Origin of the sequence: Streptomyces sp. NPDC048370, from assembly GCF_043200825.1 — a bacterium.
Classification (GTDB): domain Bacteria; phylum Actinomycetota; class Actinomycetes; order Streptomycetales; family Streptomycetaceae; genus Streptomyces.
Window position 1 is genome coordinate 1 of the sequence record NZ_JBICYI010000019.1, and the last position, 14,866, is coordinate 14,866.

Here is a 14,866-nt window from a genome sequence, read left to right on the forward strand (position 1 = left end):
ACGCTAGCCGCGTTGCCGAAATGCCCACGTAGCTCCGCTACGAGAGCATCCCGGCGCCTTGCGATCGCACGCACCGGACGCCGCGAGCCCCGCCCTTCGGGCGGACGACCATACTTTCCGGACACTCCCTAGGCAGGCACCGCACACCCACCCACAGCTCCCGGAGGCAGCAGGCCGCCGGGAGCTGTCCCGCATGATCCGCATGTGAATCCACACCTGAATTCCGCACGTGAAATCCGCACGTCCGAGACGTGGTCCGTACGCGAACGTACGCGACCCGAACGGAACGACGCCGAGGGGGAGAGTCGATGACGGCCGAGCTGGTCCGGGGGCAGAACCACCCCCTGCCCCACACCCGACTGGAGATCCGGGTCTCGGCCGGTCACCCGGTCGTCGCCGGAGCCACCCTCGCCGACGAAGGAGGACGGGTCGCCGGCGTCGAGTGGATCGCCCACCCCGGCTCGCCCTCGCTGCCCGGCCTGGAGGTCTCCCAGCAGGCCGCCGCCGACCACCGCCTCGCCGTCGACCTGGACGCCGTCCCGGCCGCCGTGCACCGCCTCTCGGTCCTGCTGGCGCTGCCCGTCGGCATCGGCGGACCCACGCGCTTCGGCGCCCTCGCGGCCCCCTTCGTCGCCGTCACCGGCCTCGACGGCACCGAGATCGCCTCGTACACGATCACCGGCCTCGACCGCGAATCCGCCGTCGTCGCCCTGGAGCTCTACCGCCGCCAGGGCGCCTGGAAGGTGCGCGCCATGGGCCAGGGGTACGAGGGTGGTCTCGCCGCGATGCTCGGCGACCAGGGCCTCCAGCGCCCCGCCGACCTGGCCGCCTCGATCCTGGAGGCCGTCTCCCGGGGCCTGGCCCGCTCCGTCTCCGCCCCGCCGCCGCGCGTCCCCGAGGCCGAACGCGTACGCCACTCGGCGCCCACCCTGCCGGTGCCCCAGCCGTCCCAGCCGTCCCAGCCGTCCCAGCCTTCCCAGCCGCCCCAGCCCTCCCCGCAGACCCCACCGACCCCGCAGGCCACACCCTCCTCTCCCGCATCCCCGAGCAGCGGCGGCGGCCCCATCAGCTACGCCCATCCCCGCCGCGCGGCCGCTCCGGAGCCGCCCCGGCAGGCCCCGCCCGTTCCCGTCGCGGGGGACGCCGGCGGCTGGTCCATGGACGAGCGGCTCTACAACCAGGTGTGGGGCATGTTCGAGGACCTCGCCCGCACCACCGCCGCGTACCGCAGCGCCTGCGACTTCGCCGAGTCCCGCCTCGACAAGGAGCTCGACGGCCTGCTCTCCGACCCGCGCAGCCGCATCGGCGGCGCCGGGGACGCCGCCCGCCAGGCGGCCCGCGCCAGGCACGACGAACTCACCGCACGCGCCCAGGAGGTCCTGGACCGGGACCTGGACCAGCTCGCCGCCGAGTCCGAGGTCGTCGAACCGGCGCTCCCCGCCGCCTACGCCCGCTGGGACAACCCCGTCTGGCACGCCTACCGGGTCCCCATGGAGGCCCCGATGGCCGTACGCCTGGGCGATCTCCACCTCCCCGAGCGGCCCGAGCTGCGCATCCCGATGCTGGTCAGGCTCCCGCTGGAGCGCGGTCTCTGGGTCGACGCGGGCAGCGGGCACTCCGAGGCGGCGGAAGTGCTCGACGAGGCCGAGCTGCGCCGGCTCGCCCTTGACACCGCCGTCGCGCACGCGGCGCGGCTGCTCGCGGTGTACCCGCCCGGCGAGTTCACGGTCCATGTCATCGACCCGGCGGGTTCGGGGACCGCGGCGCTCGCCCCGCTCGTCGAGGCGGGCGTGCTGGCAGGCCCGCCGGCCGCCGGAGCGGCGGGGGTCTCGGCCGTCCTCGATCAGCTCACCGAGCGGGTCGACCTGGTGCAGATGGCGCTCAGGGCGGGCGCTCCCGACGCCCTGCCGCCCGGCCTGGACACCGCCGAGCAGCTGTTGATCGTCCATGACTTCCCGCACGGCTTCGACGACCGGGCGGTCACCCGGCTCCGGTACCTCGCGGACGAGGGCCCCTCGGTCGGGGTCCATCTCCTGATGGTGGCCGACCGCGAGGACGCCTCCGCGTACGGTCCCGTACTCGATCCGCTGTGGCGTTCGCTGCTGCGGCTGACTCCTGTGGCGGACGACCATCTCGCCGACCCGTGGGTCGGCCATGCCTGGACGTACGAGCCGCCGCGCTTCCCCGCCGGCAGCCGGGTGCTGCCCCAGGTCCTGGCGCGGGTGGCCGAGTCCCGTCGCCAGTGGGGGCGCTGATCCGCCGCCGCCCATGCCGCTGACCTGCGCCTTTGGGGCCTCTTTACCCTTGCCTTTACCTTTTCTTGGTTCTTCGGGTAATCTTCTCGGCGCGGAGGGGAGTACTCCCCAAGCGCGGCGTTCCCGTCAATACGGACGTACCCCGAGCGGGGGCGATCCCGGGGCGTCGGCCCGACCGTCCCCGTACGGACCGGGTGGAAGAGACCTCCGGCAGCGACGACGCTGATCAAGTAGCCGTACGACGCCGGAGGCGCAGTGGACGTTTCGACGACTCTCTGGGTGCTGACCATTCTCGGTCTGGGCGCCCTCATCGCGATCGACTTCTTCATCGGGCGCAAGCCCCATGACGTGTCGGTCAAGGAAGCCGGAATCTGGACGATCGTCTGGATCGTCCTGGCCCTGCTCTTCGGCGTCGGCCTGCTGATCTGGGGCAACAGCCAGGCGTCCGGCGAGTTCTTCGCGGGCTACATCACCGAGAAGTCACTCAGTGTCGACAATCTCTTCGTCTTCGTCCTGATCATGGCGAAGTTCTCGGTGCCCTCACACCTCCAGCAGCGCGTGCTGCTCGTCGGCGTGCTGATCGCCCTGGTGCTCCGCACGATCTTCATCGCCGCGGGCGCCGCTGTCATCGCGAACTTCTCCTGGATCTTCTACATCTTCGGCGCGTTCCTGATCTACACCGCCTGGAAGCTCATCCAGGAGGCGCGTGCCGACGAGGACGAGGACGACTGGGAGGAGAACCGTCTCCTCAAGAGCGTCGAGAAGAAGTTCGGCGTCGCCGACCGGTACCACGGCACCAAGCTGTTCATCCGGAACAACGGCAAGCGGATCATGACCCCGCTGATGGTCGTCATGCTCGCCATCGGCACCACCGACATCCTCTTCGCCCTCGACTCCATCCCGGCGATCTTCGGCCTGACCCAGGACCCGTACATCGTCTTCACCGCCAACGCCTTCGCCCTGATGGGTCTGCGGCAGCTGTACTTCCTGATCGGCGGACTGCTCAAGAAGCTGGTCCACCTGAGCTACGGCCTGTCGGTGATCCTCGGCTTCATCGGTGTGAAGCTGGTGCTGCACGCGCTGCACGAGTCCGGGGTCCATGTCCCCGAGATCTCCATCCCGTTCTCGCTCGCGGTCATCGGTGGTGTCCTGGTCGTCACCACGATCACCAGCCTCATCGCCTCCAAGAAGCAGGCGCAGCGCGAGGCGGCCGAGGCCGCGGAGGCCTCCACGTCGCCCGCCGCCGAGGCCGGCGAGACCGAGAAGGACAGCGTCGGCGCCTGACGGCGTACGGCACCGTAGGAACGCACCGCGGCCGGTGCGGGCGGCTCACCACCGCCCGCACCGGCCGCGGTGCGTTCCGGGGGCTACGCGGGAACCCGCTCAGGCACCTCCGCACCGGCCGGCACGGTCTCCGGCAGCAGCGCGAAGCAGCCCAGGCTCACCAGCGCCATGACCGTCAGATAGGCCGCCACGCCCCAGGGCGGGCCCGAACCCTCGGAGAGCGCCGTCGCCACGATCGGCGTCAGCGCCCCGCCCAGGACGCCCGCCAGGTTGTAGCCGACGGCCGCGCCCGTGCACCGCACCCTCGGCTCGTAGAGCTCGGGGAGGTACGCGGCGATCACCGCGAACATGGTGATGAAGGCGAGCAGGGCGCCCACGAACCCGAGGAACATCAGCGACGGCCGCCCCGTGTGCAGCAGCGCGATCATCGGGAACATCCACACCGCGGAGGCCGCGCAACCGAGCAGGCAGAGCGGGCGACGGCCGTACCGGTCGCCCAGCATCGCCGCCGGCGGAGTCACGATCCCCGAGATCGCCACCGCCGCCATGATGCAGATCAGCATGGTCGTACGGTCGACCCCCAGCCGCTCGGTGCCGTAGGCCAGGGCCCAGGTGGAGACCGTGTAGAAGACCGCGTACCCGACGGCGAGCGCCCCGGCCGTGAGCAGGACGAGGCGCCAGTGGTCGCGCGCCACCTCGGCGAGCGGGGCGTTCGCCCGCCGCCCGGTCGCGTTCAGCTCCTCGAACTGCGGGGTCTCGGCCAGCGAGGAGCGCAGCAGCAACCCGCCCGCCGCGAGCAGCCCGGCGGCCCAGAACGGCACGCGCCAGCCCCACTCCTGGAACTGGGCGTCGGTGAGCGTGGCCGAGAGCACCAGCATCACGCCGTTCGCCAGCAGGAAGCCGACGGGCGGGCCGATCTGCGGGAAGCTCGCCCAGAGCCCCCGCCGCCGCTCCGGCGCGTGCTCGGCGGTGAGCAGGACGGCCCCGCCCCACTCGCCGCCCAGACCGAGCCCCTGCAGGAAGCGCAGGACGAGCAGCAGGAAGGGGGCGGCGATGCCGATGGTCGCGTACGTCGGGACGAGGCCGACCGCCACCGTGGCGCAGCCGGTGAGCACCAGCGAGGCGAACATGACCGGGCGCCGCCCGTACCGGTCGCCGACGTGGCCGAAGAGCGCGGAGCCGAGCGGGCGGGCGATGAAGCCGACGGCGAAGGTACCGAAGGCGGCCAGGGTCCCGGCCAGGGGGGAGAAGGTCGGGAAGAAGAGCGGGCCGAGGACGAGCGCGGCGGCGGTCCCGTAGACGAAGAAGTCGAAGAACTCGATGGCCGTGCCGACGAGCGAGGCGGCGGCGAGCCGCGCCATGGACGGGGAACCCTTGCCGTTCGAGGACCCCTTGCCGTCCGGGGCGTCCGGGGAGTCCTTGTCGTACGGGGCGTTCGGAACGGCCGACGGGTCCGGACTCGCCGGCGGGTCCGAGGCGGTCAAGGGTGTGGCGGAGTCCGCGGGAGGCGGAGAGTCCGGATCCGGGGACGGACGCGGAGAGTGACTGTGGCGCATGTGGCGCCAACTACCCTGCGTCCGCCGGAGTTACGGGGGCGCGCGGAAGCACGCGGTGCTCGACCACGCGCCTCCGCCGCTCAGGGCCGCCCGGGAGGCGTCACCAGCCGCGCGCGTGCCACGCGGGCAGGCTCGGCCGCTCGTCACCGAGCGTGGTGTCCTTGCCGTGGCCCGGGTACACCCAGCTCTCGTCCGGCAGGACCGCGAAGAGCTTGGATTCCACGTCCTGGATCAGGCTCGCGAAGGCCTTCGGGTCCTTCCAGGTGTTGCCGACGCCGCCGGGGAACAGGCAGTCGCCGGTGAAGACGTGCGGATGGCCGTGCGGGTCGTCGTAGACGAGCGCGATCGAGCCGGGCGTGTGCCCGACGAGCCGGCGGGCGGTCAGCGTGACCCGGCCGACCGTGATCGTGTCGCCGTCCTCGACCAGGACGTCCGTCGCGACCGGGATGCCCTCCGCGTCGTACGCCCCGGCGTACGTCCGCGCCCCGGTCGCCGCGACCACGTCGGCGAGCGCCTGCCAGTGGTCGCCGTGCTGGTGCGTGGTGACGACGGACGCGATGCCGTCGTCACCGATCAGCGTGAGGAGCGTGTCGGCGTCGTTGGCCGCGTCGATCAGCAGCTGCTCGCCGGTCGCCCGACAGCGCAGCAGGTACGCGTTGTTGTCCATCGGACCGACGGCGACCTTGGAGATCATCAGGTCCGTCAGCTCGTGCACATCGGCGGGCCCGCCGACCTTCACCGCTCCGCTGTACGTCATGGGCTCAGCCTATAGCGGGGGGAGGTCGGGGAGGCCGTCGCCGGAGAGGACCGCGAGGTGGGCGCCCGCGTCGCCGCGGCCGGACAGCCAGCCGAGCAGTTCGGCGCCGGTGCCCGCGAGGACGACAGGGGTGCCTTCGGCGCCGCCGGTCTTCCAGGTGGGCGGGTTCTCGTGGTGCCCGAGGTGGAGGGTCACCGGCGGGACCTCGGGGCGTCCGGACCAGCGGTCGGCCAGGAACTCGATCTCCCGGGTCACGAACTCCTCCGGCAGGTCCTCCAGCTCGTAGCCGATCCCGAGGTCGACGTGGTGCAGGGCCACCTCCACCCAGCGACGGAAGGGGATACGGGCGGCCCGGTCGGTGACGCCGTTGCGGAGCTCCACGGTCCGGTCCCAGTCGGCGGGCTCCGCGCCCACGGCCTGGAAGCGCTCGCCGGTCGCGCGGATGTCGGCGAGCTGCTCGGTGAGGGGGCGCGGGGCGTCCCGCTCGATGTCGGCGTCGCGGGTGGCGCCGTCGGCGTACATGGGCCGGCCCTGGAGAACGTTCACCAGGGCGTCGGCGTTGCGGGCGATGTGGGCCAGGACATGGCCGCGGGTCCAGCCCGGAAGCCGTGACGGCTCGGCGACCGCCGCGTTGTCCAGGGAGGCGGCCGCGTCGAGGAGTCGTTCGGTCGCTTCACGTACAGAGGCCAGGTCACGCACATGGTCGATCATGGGGCCGACCCTAGCGCCGCCACTCGTTCGGGTGAAGCGGTCGGAGTGCGGCCGGAAATCGAATGTGCGTGCTATAGGCTCGGTGGAAGCATCCGGCATCCTTGGTTGTTGGGTACTCAGGCACATCCAGGTACTTCCAGGCATATCTGCGACCCGCACTTCTGTGCCTCCGCTCTCTCAAGAAAGGTGCGGACCGGCGTGGCCGACCGTCTCATCGTTCGTGGCGCTCGCGAGCACAACCTCAAGAACGTCTCGCTCGACCTCCCCCGCGACTCCCTCATCGTCTTCACCGGGCTGTCGGGGTCGGGCAAGTCCTCCCTCGCGTTCGACACGATCTTCGCCGAGGGACAGCGTCGGTACGTCGAATCGCTCTCGTCGTACGCCCGGCAGTTCCTCGGCCAGATGGACAAGCCGGACGTCGACTTCATCGAGGGTCTCTCGCCCGCCGTCTCCATCGACCAGAAGTCGACCTCGCGCAACCCGCGCTCGACGGTCGGCACCATCACCGAGGTCTACGACTACCTCCGTCTGCTCTTCGCCCGCATCGGCAAGCCGCACTGTCCCGAGTGCCGCCGTCCGATCTCCCGCCAGTCGCCGCAGGCCATCGTCGACAAGGTCCTCGAGCTGCCCGAGGGCAGCCGCTTCCAGGTCCTCTCGCCGCTCGTGCGCGAGCGCAAGGGCGAGTTCGTCGACCTCTTCGCCGACCTCCAGACCAAGGGCTACAGCAGGGCCCGGGTGGACGGGCAGACCATCCAGCTCAGCGAGCCGCCGACGCTGAAGAAGCAGGAGAAGCACACGATCGAGGTGGTCGTCGACCGCCTCACCGTGAAGGACGGCGCCAAGCGCCGGCTCACCGACTCCGTCGAGACGGCCCTCGGGCTCTCCGGCGGCATGGTCGTGCTCGACTTCGTCGACCTCGCCGAGGACGACCCCGAGCGCGAGCGGATGTACTCGGAGCACCTCTACTGCCCGTACGACGACCTCTCCTTCGAGGAGCTCGAGCCGCGCTCCTTCTCCTTCAACTCGCCCTTCGGCGCCTGCCCGGACTGCACCGGCATCGGCACGCGCATGGAGGTCGACCCCGAGCTGATCGTCCCGGACGAGGACCGCTCGCTCGACGACGGCGCCATCCACCCCTGGTCCCACGGCCACACCAAGGAGTACTTCGGCCGGCTCATCGGCGGCCTCTCCCAGGCGCTCGGCTTCCGCACGGACCTGCCGTACGCCGCACTCCCGGCACGGGCCAAGAAGGCCCTGATGTACGGCCACAAGACCCAGGTCGAGGTCCGCTACCGCAACCGGTACGGACGGGAGCGGGCGTACACCACCCCGGCCTTCGAAGGCGCCGTCTCCTTCGTCAAGCGGCGGCACAGCGAGGCCGAGAGCGACTCCAGCCGCGAGCGCTTCGAGGGCTACATGCGCGAGGTGCCCTGCCCCACCTGTGAGGGCACCCGCCTGAAGCCGATCGTCCTCGCCGTCACGGTCATGGAGCGCTCCATCGCCGAGGTCGCCGCGATGTCGATCAGCGAGTGCGCCGACTTCCTCGGCCGCCTGAAGCTCAACGCGCGCGACAAGAAGATCGCCGAGCGGGTCCTGAAGGAGGTCAACGAGCGGCTGCGGTTCCTCGTCGACGTCGGCCTGGACTACCTCTCCCTCAACCGCGCCGCCGGCACGCTCTCCGGTGGCGAGGCCCAGCGCATCCGGCTCGCCACCCAGATCGGCTCCGGTCTGGTCGGCGTGCTCTACGTCCTGGACGAGCCGTCCATCGGCCTCCACCAGCGCGACAACCACCGGCTCATCGAGACCCTGGTCCGGCTGCGGGACATGGGCAACACGCTGATCGTGGTCGAGCACGACGAGGACACCATCAAGGTGGCCGACTGGGTCGTGGACATCGGCCCCGGCGCCGGCGAGCACGGCGGCAAGGTCGTCCACTCCGGCCCCTTGAAGGAGCTGCTCGCCAACAAGGAGTCGATGACCGGGCAGTACCTGTCCGGGCGCAGGGCCATCGGGACGCCGGACATCCGCCGCCCCGTGGACCCCACGCGCCGGCTCACCGTGCACGGCGCCCGGGAGAACAACCTCCAGGACATCGACGTCTCGTTCCCGCTGGGCGTCCTCACGGCCGTCACCGGCGTCTCGGGATCCGGCAAGTCCACGCTGGTCAACGACATCCTCTACACCCACCTGGCGCGCGAGCTGAACGGCGCCAAGTCGGTGCCCGGGCGGCACACGCGCGTGGACGGCGACGACCTCGTCGACAAGGTCGTGCACGTCGACCAGTCGCCGATCGGCCGCACCCCGCGGTCGAACCCGGCGACGTACACCGGAGTCTTCGACCACGTCCGCAAGCTCTTCGCCGAGACGATGGAGGCGAAGGTCCGGGGCTATCTGCCGGGCCGGTTCTCCTTCAACGTCAAGGGCGGCCGCTGCGAGAACTGCTCCGGCGACGGCACGATCAAGATCGAGATGAACTTCCTGCCGGACGTCTACGTCCCGTGCGAGGTCTGCCACGGCGCCCGGTACAACCGGGAGACCCTGGAGGTCCACTACAAGGGCAAGTCCATCGCCGAGGTCCTGGACATGCCGATCGAGGAGGCCCTGGACTTCTTCGAGGCGGTCCCGACGATCGCGCGCCATCTGCGCACGCTCAACGAGGTCGGCCTCGGGTACGTCCGGCTCGGCCAGTCCGCCCCGACGCTCTCGGGCGGCGAGGCGCAGCGCGTGAAGCTCGCATCCGAGCTCCAGAAGCGGTCGACGGGCCGTACGGTCTACGTCCTGGACGAGCCGACGACGGGTCTGCACTTCGAGGACATCTCGAAGCTGATCAAGGTCCTGTCGGGCCTGGTCGACAAGGGCAACTCGGTGATCGTCATCGAGCACAACCTCGATGTCATCAAGACCGCGGACTGGGTCGTCGACATGGGCCCGGAGGGCGGCAGCGGCGGCGGTCTGGTGATCGCCGAGGGCACACCGGAGGAGGTCGCCTCGGTCCCGGCGAGCCACACCGGCAAGTTCCTCCGCGAGATCCTGGGCGCCGACCGCATCAGCGACGCGAGCGTGCCGGCGGCGCGGAGCGCGTCCAAGACCGCGAAGAAGGCGCCCGCGAAGAAGGCCCCCGCGAAGAAGGCGGCGGCCACGGCCGTGAAGGCGCCCGCCAAGAAGACGGCGGCGCGGGCACGCAAGGCGTGACGGGTCGGGGATAGGGGTGGGGTGGGGGTGGGCGGCGCCTGCGGCGGGCCTTCCCTCACCCCACCCCGCCCCTTCCCGAAAGCGGGGCAAGCCCCCGGACCCCCGGACCTCCGACACGCGTGACCGGGGGCAAGGCCCCAGGCGCCCCGACGCGCGCCTCTCTACCCCAGCTCGCTCGCGTACGGAGGTTCCGCGCCAGGGCGGGTGCAGGTGAGGGCCGCCGCCCTGGCCGCGTACGTCAGGAGGGCGGACCAGGCCTCGGCGTCCAGCGCCTCCATCGGGCGGTCGCCCAGGCCGTGCAGCAGCGCCGCGTTCACCGTGTCGCCCGCGCCGATCGTGTCCGCGACCTCGACCCGTACCGCCGGTACCGACACCTCGGCGGACGGGGTGTGCACCGTCAGGCCCGCCCCGCCGCGCGTCACGACGACCGCCGACGGCCCTTGCTCCAGCCACTCCGCCGGAGTGCCGCCCAGCCAGGCCGCGTCCTCCTCCGAGAGCTTCAGGAGCGAGACGTACGGCAGCCAGGACGCGAAGCGCTCGCGGTAGGCGGCCGCGTCCGGGATCAGGCCCTGCCGGATGTTGGGGTCCAGGAAGGTCAGGACACCCCGCCCCGACTCCCGCCGCAGCAGCGCCTCGTACGCGCTCGCCCCCGGTTCGAGGGCCAGCGAACACGTGCCGAACGACACCGCCCGCACACCCTCCGGCAGCCGCTCCGGCAGGGCGAAGAGCCGGTCGGCCGTGCCCTCGACGTAGAAGCCGTACTCCGCCGAGCCGTCCGCGCCCACCGAGGCGACCGCGAGCGTCGTCGGCTCCGGGCCACGCTGGACGAGCCCCGTCCCGACCCCCGCCTCCCGTAGCCCGTCCATCAGGGCCTCGCCGAACGCGTCCGTCGACACCCGTGAGCAGAAGGCGGCATCGGCGCCCAGCCGGCCGAGGGCCACGGCCGTGTTGTACGGGCCCCCGCCCCGCCGGGGCACCAGCGCGGGCAGCGGCCCCGCGGCGGCCCCGTCCGGGACCAGATCGATCAAGGACTCACCGGCGACGACGATCACGCCGTGAACGTAACCCATGCCCCACCGGCCACAACAGCCCCCGCGCAGGCCGTGACGGCCGCCCCACCGGCCACGACAGCCCCCGCGCATGCCCGTGAGGACGCGCCGGTATCGTCGGTTCGGTCACCGCTTGCCCCGATCCCACCGTGGAGCGCTCATGTCCGGCCAGTCCACCCGCCGCACCGTACTGAAGGGCGCCGCGCTCGCCGGTGCCGCCGGGCTGGGTGCCGCCGCCTGCTCCACGGAGTCCAAGCTCGGGCACGCCCAGGTCCCGACCCCGACCGCCCCGGTGACCCTCGGCGCCCCCGAGGACGTGCCCGTCGGCGGAGCCAGGCTCTACCGCGAGCAGCGGGTCCTGGTGAGCTGCCCGGCCGAGGGCCGGTACAAGGCCTTCAGCGCCCAGTGCACCCACGCCGGCTGCGTCCTCGACAAGATCGAGAACAACGAGGGCAACTGCCCCTGCCACGGCAGCCGCTTCGACGTCACCACCGGCAAGGCCCTCCAGGGCCCGGCGACGGTCCCGCTCCCCGAGGTCCCCGTCCGGATCGAGGGCGGAAAGCTCGTCGCGGGCCCGGAGGCGTAGCCCGGGCGCGCGTACCTACGACCAGTCCCAGTCGATCCCCAGGATCCCCGGCCGTACCCCCTGCTCCACGACGTGCACCGTGCGGTGCCGGCCGCTCAGCGTCAGATCCGAGCGGCCACCGCGCGGCGCGCCCGCCGAGGCCTGCGTGAAGCGCCGGCACCGCACCGGCAGCGCCGCCTCGTCGAACCGCACCTGCAGCACGTACTGACCGCCCGCGAAGCTGAACCCCCGGACGTACTCGCCGCTCGGCCCGCCGGTGCCGTCCTCGAAGCCGTAGCCGAAGAGGTACGTCTCCCCGGCCCGCAGTCGCGCGTCGAACAGCAGCTCCGCGACGACCACCCCCGTCTCCGCGTGCCACCGCACCCGCCCCAGACGGCAGTTCTCCGTCGCCCGCACCTCCACCCGCGAGGGGTCGCAGCCCGGATCGCCGTGGTGGATGGCCAGATAGCGGTCGATCCCGTCCCGGTGCGCCCGCACCACGTGCTGCGACTCGCGCCCCACCAGCTCCCTTCCCGCCCCGATCCGTACCCGCTCGTGGTGGCCGACCGTGTGCAGCCCGCCGTCCACCGGCGACTCGAGCTCGGCGAGCAGCGCCTCCACCGCCCCCGAGGCCTCCACAAGCGAGCGGTACGAACGGGCCGCGGGCCGCTCCACGTCACCGCGCCCCGCCGCGTCCTCGGTCAGCAGCCGGATCAGCGAGTTGTCCGGGAGCTGCAGGACCTCCTCCAGGGCGCGGACGGCCTTCATCGACTCCGGCCGCTGAGGGCGGCGCGCGCCCTGCTGCCAGTAACTGAGGCTGGTCACCCCGACCTTGACGCCCCGGTGGGCGAGATGGTGCTGCACCCGCTGGAGCGGAAGGCCGCGCACCGCGAGGGCCGTGCGCAGCGCCAGATGGAACGGTCCGGTGTGCAGCAACTGCACCAGATCGGCCTCGGTGTGCCCCACGGGACTCCTCAGTGAACGTTCACGACGACGCCGGCGGACCGTCGCGCCACCGGGGCGGGCCCGCAGATGGCGCGCGGGCGCGCGTTCACACCCGGGTCACACCGTTCACAGCCCGCCGTCATCCCGCATTGAAGCGTGTTGACCGGATCCGGACAACGTTCGATGCTCCTGAGCAGCGTCCGGACGCGCTCCTCCGACTCCCCACATCCCCACCCCCCGCCTCGGGAGGAACGCGATGCGCAGTAGAAAGCTGTCCCTGGCGGCACTCGCCGCTGCCGCCCTCTTCCTGCTCCCCATGTCGTCGGCGACCGCCGCGCCGACCGCCGAAGACGTCTCCGCCCTCGGGTACAAGCGGCTGAACATCACCATGCAGGCCCAGGAGAAGACCAACTGGTGCTGGGCCGCAGGTGGCAACACCATCGCCACCTGGTTCGGCCGGAACTACAGCCAGAACCAGTTCTGCAACGCCGCCTTCAACCGCCAGCAGGGCTACGACTGCCCCAACAATCAGGCCACGCTCGGCAATGTGCAGACCGGCCTGCGCTGGGCGGGCGTCAACCCCGGCTCGTACGTGACCGGCTGGCTGCGCTACCCGACCGTGCAGACCGAGATCAACGCCGACCGCCCGATCGAGACACGGATCCAGTGGTCGAGCGGCGGCGGGCACATGCATGTGATCTACGGCTACGACGACAGCAACAGCTGGGTCTACTGGGGCGACCCCTGGCCCTCCAGCGACCGCTACAACTGGGCCTCGCACGCCTGGTACGTGAACAACAACTCCTTCTCCTGGACGCACTCGCTCTACCGGATAGGGGCGTGACGACGATGAACGTACGTGCCATCGGCGCCGGGTTCCTGTCCGCCGCCGCCCTCGTCGTCCTCGGCGCGGTGCCGGCCATGGCCGCCGACGCGCCGCCGACCGCGGCGACCCCGGAGAAGGCGGCGTCCGCCCCCGAGACCCTGGAGACGCTCTCCCGGTTCTTCGCCCGTGACGGAGCCGTCGCCCGCTCGGAGGCCCGGCCCCGCGTCGAGGGCGCGTCCGTCCCGGTGCGGGTGCTGTCCCCGGAGTTCGTGGCAGGGAAGTCGGGCGCGCCGGTCGCCCGGGTCGAGTTCCACGCCAGCAAGGCGGTCGCATCGGACGGGCAGACAGCCTCGCTGTGGACCGTGCGGCAGGCCGACGGCGGCTGGCAGGTGGTGAACATCGCCACCGGCGACGACGAGATCCGGTACGCGGCCCAGGGCGCGAAGGCGCTGCCGGGCGGGATCGTGTTCCGTGAGCCGCAGATCGACGCGTGGTACGTCCAGAAGGGCGCGAAGGTGCTCCCGCTGGACGAGGACGCGGTGCGGGCGGTCGGGAAGAACGGGACGAGCCTGGCCGCGTACGGCGACCGGGTCGCCCGGGCCTACGGGGACAAGCTGCCCGGCTCCGCCTACGCCCGCAAGGGCACGGCGGGCGGCTACGACACCCCGGCCGCCGGCCACGACGAGCCCCTCGTCACGGCGGCGTCCGCGACGGCGGGCGCGGGAGCGGCCCTGGCGCTCGCCCTCGGCGCCACGCGCGCGTGGCGTCGCCGCAGGCCGACGGCCTGACACCGCCGGCCACCACGCGCAGGCCTGTACCCGGGCCCCCACCCCGGGTGCAGGCCTGACACCGCTCGCAGGCCGGTACCCGGGCCCCCACCCGGGTACCGGCCTGCGTCTGTGTCGACGGCCCCAGGCCACTCAGCGCGCGACGCCCCGCCTCACTCAGCGCGCCAGGTACCCGCCGTCCACCGGCAGGACCACCCCGGTGATGAAGGACGCCTCGTCCGAGGAGAGGAAGAGGATGGCCGCGGCCACCTCCTCCGGGGTGCCGAAGCGGCGCATCGGGTGGAGGGCGACGATCTCCGACAGGTACTCCGGGCCGCCCGGCTCCGTCCGGGCGGCCGCGACGCGTTCCGTCTCGATCGTGCCAGGGGCCACCGCGTTGACCCGGATCCCGCGCTCCGCCCACTCGACCGCCAGGTGCTTCGTCAGCCCCGAGGCCACGAACTTGGCCGGACCGTAGACCGCCTGGCGGGCCTGGCCGGCCACGCCGGAGATCGACGAGGTGCAGACGATCGCCCCGCCGCCCTCCTGCCCGGCCATCGCCTCGATCGCGTACTTGCAGGTCAGGAACGTGCCCTTGCCGTCCACGGCCATGACCCGGTCCCACTCCTCCCCGGTCGCCTCCAGGACGTCGGAGAGCGGGATCAGGCCGGCGTTCGCCACCAGGACGTCGAGCCGGCCGAACCGCTCCACCGCCGTCGCGATCATCCGCCGGGCGTCGTCCTCCCGGGAGACGTCGCCGACCACCCGCACGATGGACACGTCCAGCGTCGCGAGCCGCTCCTCGTCCAGGTCGGCGGCGACCACGTGGGCCCCCTCCCGGGCGAAGAGCAGGGCCGTCGCCCGCCCGATCCCGCTCGCCGCCCCCGTGATCACGCACACCCGGCCCGCGAGCCGTCCCGTCGCCGTTCCCGTCGCGTCAGTCGTCATGCCCGGCCAAC

Annotated in this window: 12 protein-coding genes; 6 read left to right on the forward strand and 6 right to left on the reverse strand. The window is 72.1% G+C overall.

Features of this window, described 5'->3' with window-relative positions:
• The first annotated feature begins 308 nt into the window (after positions 1 to 308).
• Together ACGFYP_RS30625 and ACGFYP_RS30630 are read left to right on the forward strand one after the other, a co-directional pair.
• The gene (locus ACGFYP_RS30625) at positions 309 to 2,255 is read left to right on the forward strand and encodes a TerD family protein (protein ID WP_393500437.1); all 1,947 of its coding nucleotides are present in this window, start codon (positions 309 to 311) and stop codon (positions 2,253 to 2,255) included.
• 255 nt (positions 2,256 to 2,510) lie between these two features.
• On the forward strand, positions 2,511 to 3,539 hold the full coding sequence (locus ACGFYP_RS30630) for a TerC family protein (RefSeq protein WP_393500440.1): 1,029 nt from the start codon (positions 2,511 to 2,513) through the stop codon (positions 3,537 to 3,539).
• Positions 3,540 to 3,622: 83 nt separating this feature from the next.
• Here the strand turns inward: ACGFYP_RS30630 and ACGFYP_RS30635 are convergent, their stop codons facing one another.
• The 3 genes from ACGFYP_RS30635 to ACGFYP_RS30645 all read right to left on the reverse strand — a co-directional run bounded on the left by ACGFYP_RS30635 (position 3,623) and on the right by ACGFYP_RS30645 (position 6,563).
• Complete coding sequence (locus ACGFYP_RS30635) at positions 3,623 to 4,900, reverse strand: MFS transporter (RefSeq protein ID WP_393500806.1); 1,278 nt, start codon at positions 4,898 to 4,900, stop codon at positions 3,623 to 3,625.
• A gap of 295 nt (positions 4,901 to 5,195) precedes the next feature.
• The gene (locus ACGFYP_RS30640; protein ID WP_393500443.1) at positions 5,196 to 5,852 is read right to left on the reverse strand and encodes an MBL fold metallo-hydrolase; all 657 of its coding nucleotides are present in this window, start codon (positions 5,850 to 5,852) and stop codon (positions 5,196 to 5,198) included.
• A 9-nt stretch (positions 5,853 to 5,861) separates the two neighbouring features.
• Positions 5,862 to 6,563, reverse strand: a complete 702-nt coding sequence (locus tag ACGFYP_RS30645) for a maleylpyruvate isomerase family mycothiol-dependent enzyme (protein WP_393500446.1) — start codon at positions 6,561 to 6,563, stop codon at positions 5,862 to 5,864.
• A gap of 198 nt (positions 6,564 to 6,761) precedes the next feature.
• Here ACGFYP_RS30645 and uvrA point away from each other — a divergent pair, with 198 nt between their 5' ends.
• The gene (gene uvrA / locus ACGFYP_RS30650) at positions 6,762 to 9,755 is read left to right on the forward strand and encodes an excinuclease ABC subunit UvrA (protein ID WP_361958431.1); all 2,994 of its coding nucleotides are present in this window, start codon (positions 6,762 to 6,764) and stop codon (positions 9,753 to 9,755) included.
• Positions 9,756 to 9,916: 161 nt separating this feature from the next.
• Here the strand turns inward: uvrA and ACGFYP_RS30655 are convergent, their stop codons facing one another.
• Positions 9,917 to 10,807, reverse strand: a complete 891-nt coding sequence (locus ACGFYP_RS30655) for a carbohydrate kinase (RefSeq protein WP_393500450.1) — start codon at positions 10,805 to 10,807, stop codon at positions 9,917 to 9,919.
• Positions 10,808 to 10,964: 157 nt separating this feature from the next.
• Between ACGFYP_RS30655 and ACGFYP_RS30660 the strand changes: the two genes are divergently transcribed.
• The gene (locus ACGFYP_RS30660; RefSeq protein WP_393500453.1) at positions 10,965 to 11,390 is read left to right on the forward strand and encodes a Rieske (2Fe-2S) protein; all 426 of its coding nucleotides are present in this window, start codon (positions 10,965 to 10,967) and stop codon (positions 11,388 to 11,390) included.
• A gap of 15 nt (positions 11,391 to 11,405) precedes the next feature.
• Here ACGFYP_RS30660 and ACGFYP_RS30665 read toward each other — a convergent pair whose 3' ends face one another.
• Entirely contained in the window at positions 11,406 to 12,335 is a 930-nt protein-coding gene (locus ACGFYP_RS30665; RefSeq protein WP_393500456.1) for a hypothetical protein, read from the reverse strand.
• Positions 12,336 to 12,570: 235 nt separating this feature from the next.
• On the opposite strand from ACGFYP_RS30665, the gene ACGFYP_RS30670 reads away from it, so the two are divergent.
• Together ACGFYP_RS30670 and ACGFYP_RS30675 are read left to right on the forward strand one after the other, a co-directional pair.
• Positions 12,571 to 13,158 carry a papain-like cysteine protease family protein gene (locus ACGFYP_RS30670; protein ID WP_361958443.1) on the forward strand — a complete coding sequence of 196 codons (588 nt, stop codon included), beginning with the start codon at positions 12,571 to 12,573 and terminating at the stop codon, positions 13,156 to 13,158.
• A gap of 5 nt (positions 13,159 to 13,163) precedes the next feature.
• The gene (locus ACGFYP_RS30675) at positions 13,164 to 13,928 is read left to right on the forward strand and encodes a hypothetical protein (protein ID WP_393500809.1); all 765 of its coding nucleotides are present in this window, start codon (positions 13,164 to 13,166) and stop codon (positions 13,926 to 13,928) included.
• A gap of 156 nt (positions 13,929 to 14,084) precedes the next feature.
• On the opposite strand, the gene ACGFYP_RS30680 is transcribed toward ACGFYP_RS30675, so the two are convergent.
• Entirely contained in the window at positions 14,085 to 14,855 is a 771-nt protein-coding gene (locus tag ACGFYP_RS30680; protein ID WP_393500461.1) for an SDR family NAD(P)-dependent oxidoreductase, read from the reverse strand.
• Positions 14,856 to 14,866: the final 11 nt, after the last annotated feature.

Bases quoted from the DNA above. Each gene is read 5' to 3' on its own strand.
- ACGFYP_RS30625 (WP_393500437.1), top strand. From the start codon at position 309: ATGACGGCCGAGCTGGTCCGGGGGCAGAACCACCCCCTGCCCCACACC.
- ACGFYP_RS30635 (WP_393500806.1), bottom strand. From the start codon at position 4,900: ATGGCGCGGCTCGCCGCCGCCTCGCTCGTCGGCACGGCCATCGAGTTC.
- ACGFYP_RS30640 (WP_393500443.1), bottom strand. From the start codon at position 5,852: ATGACGTACAGCGGAGCGGTGAAGGTCGGCGGGCCCGCCGATGTGCAC.
- ACGFYP_RS30645 (WP_393500446.1), bottom strand. From the start codon at position 6,563: ATGATCGACCATGTGCGTGACCTGGCCTCTGTACGTGAAGCGACCGAA.
- ACGFYP_RS30660 (WP_393500453.1), top strand. From the start codon at position 10,965: ATGTCCGGCCAGTCCACCCGCCGCACCGTACTGAAGGGCGCCGCGCTC.
- ACGFYP_RS30670 (WP_361958443.1), top strand. From the start codon at position 12,571: ATGCGCAGTAGAAAGCTGTCCCTGGCGGCACTCGCCGCTGCCGCCCTC.
- ACGFYP_RS30675 (WP_393500809.1), top strand. From the start codon at position 13,164: ATGAACGTACGTGCCATCGGCGCCGGGTTCCTGTCCGCCGCCGCCCTC.
- ACGFYP_RS30680 (WP_393500461.1), bottom strand. From the start codon at position 14,855: ATGACGACTGACGCGACGGGAACGGCGACGGGACGGCTCGCGGGCCGG.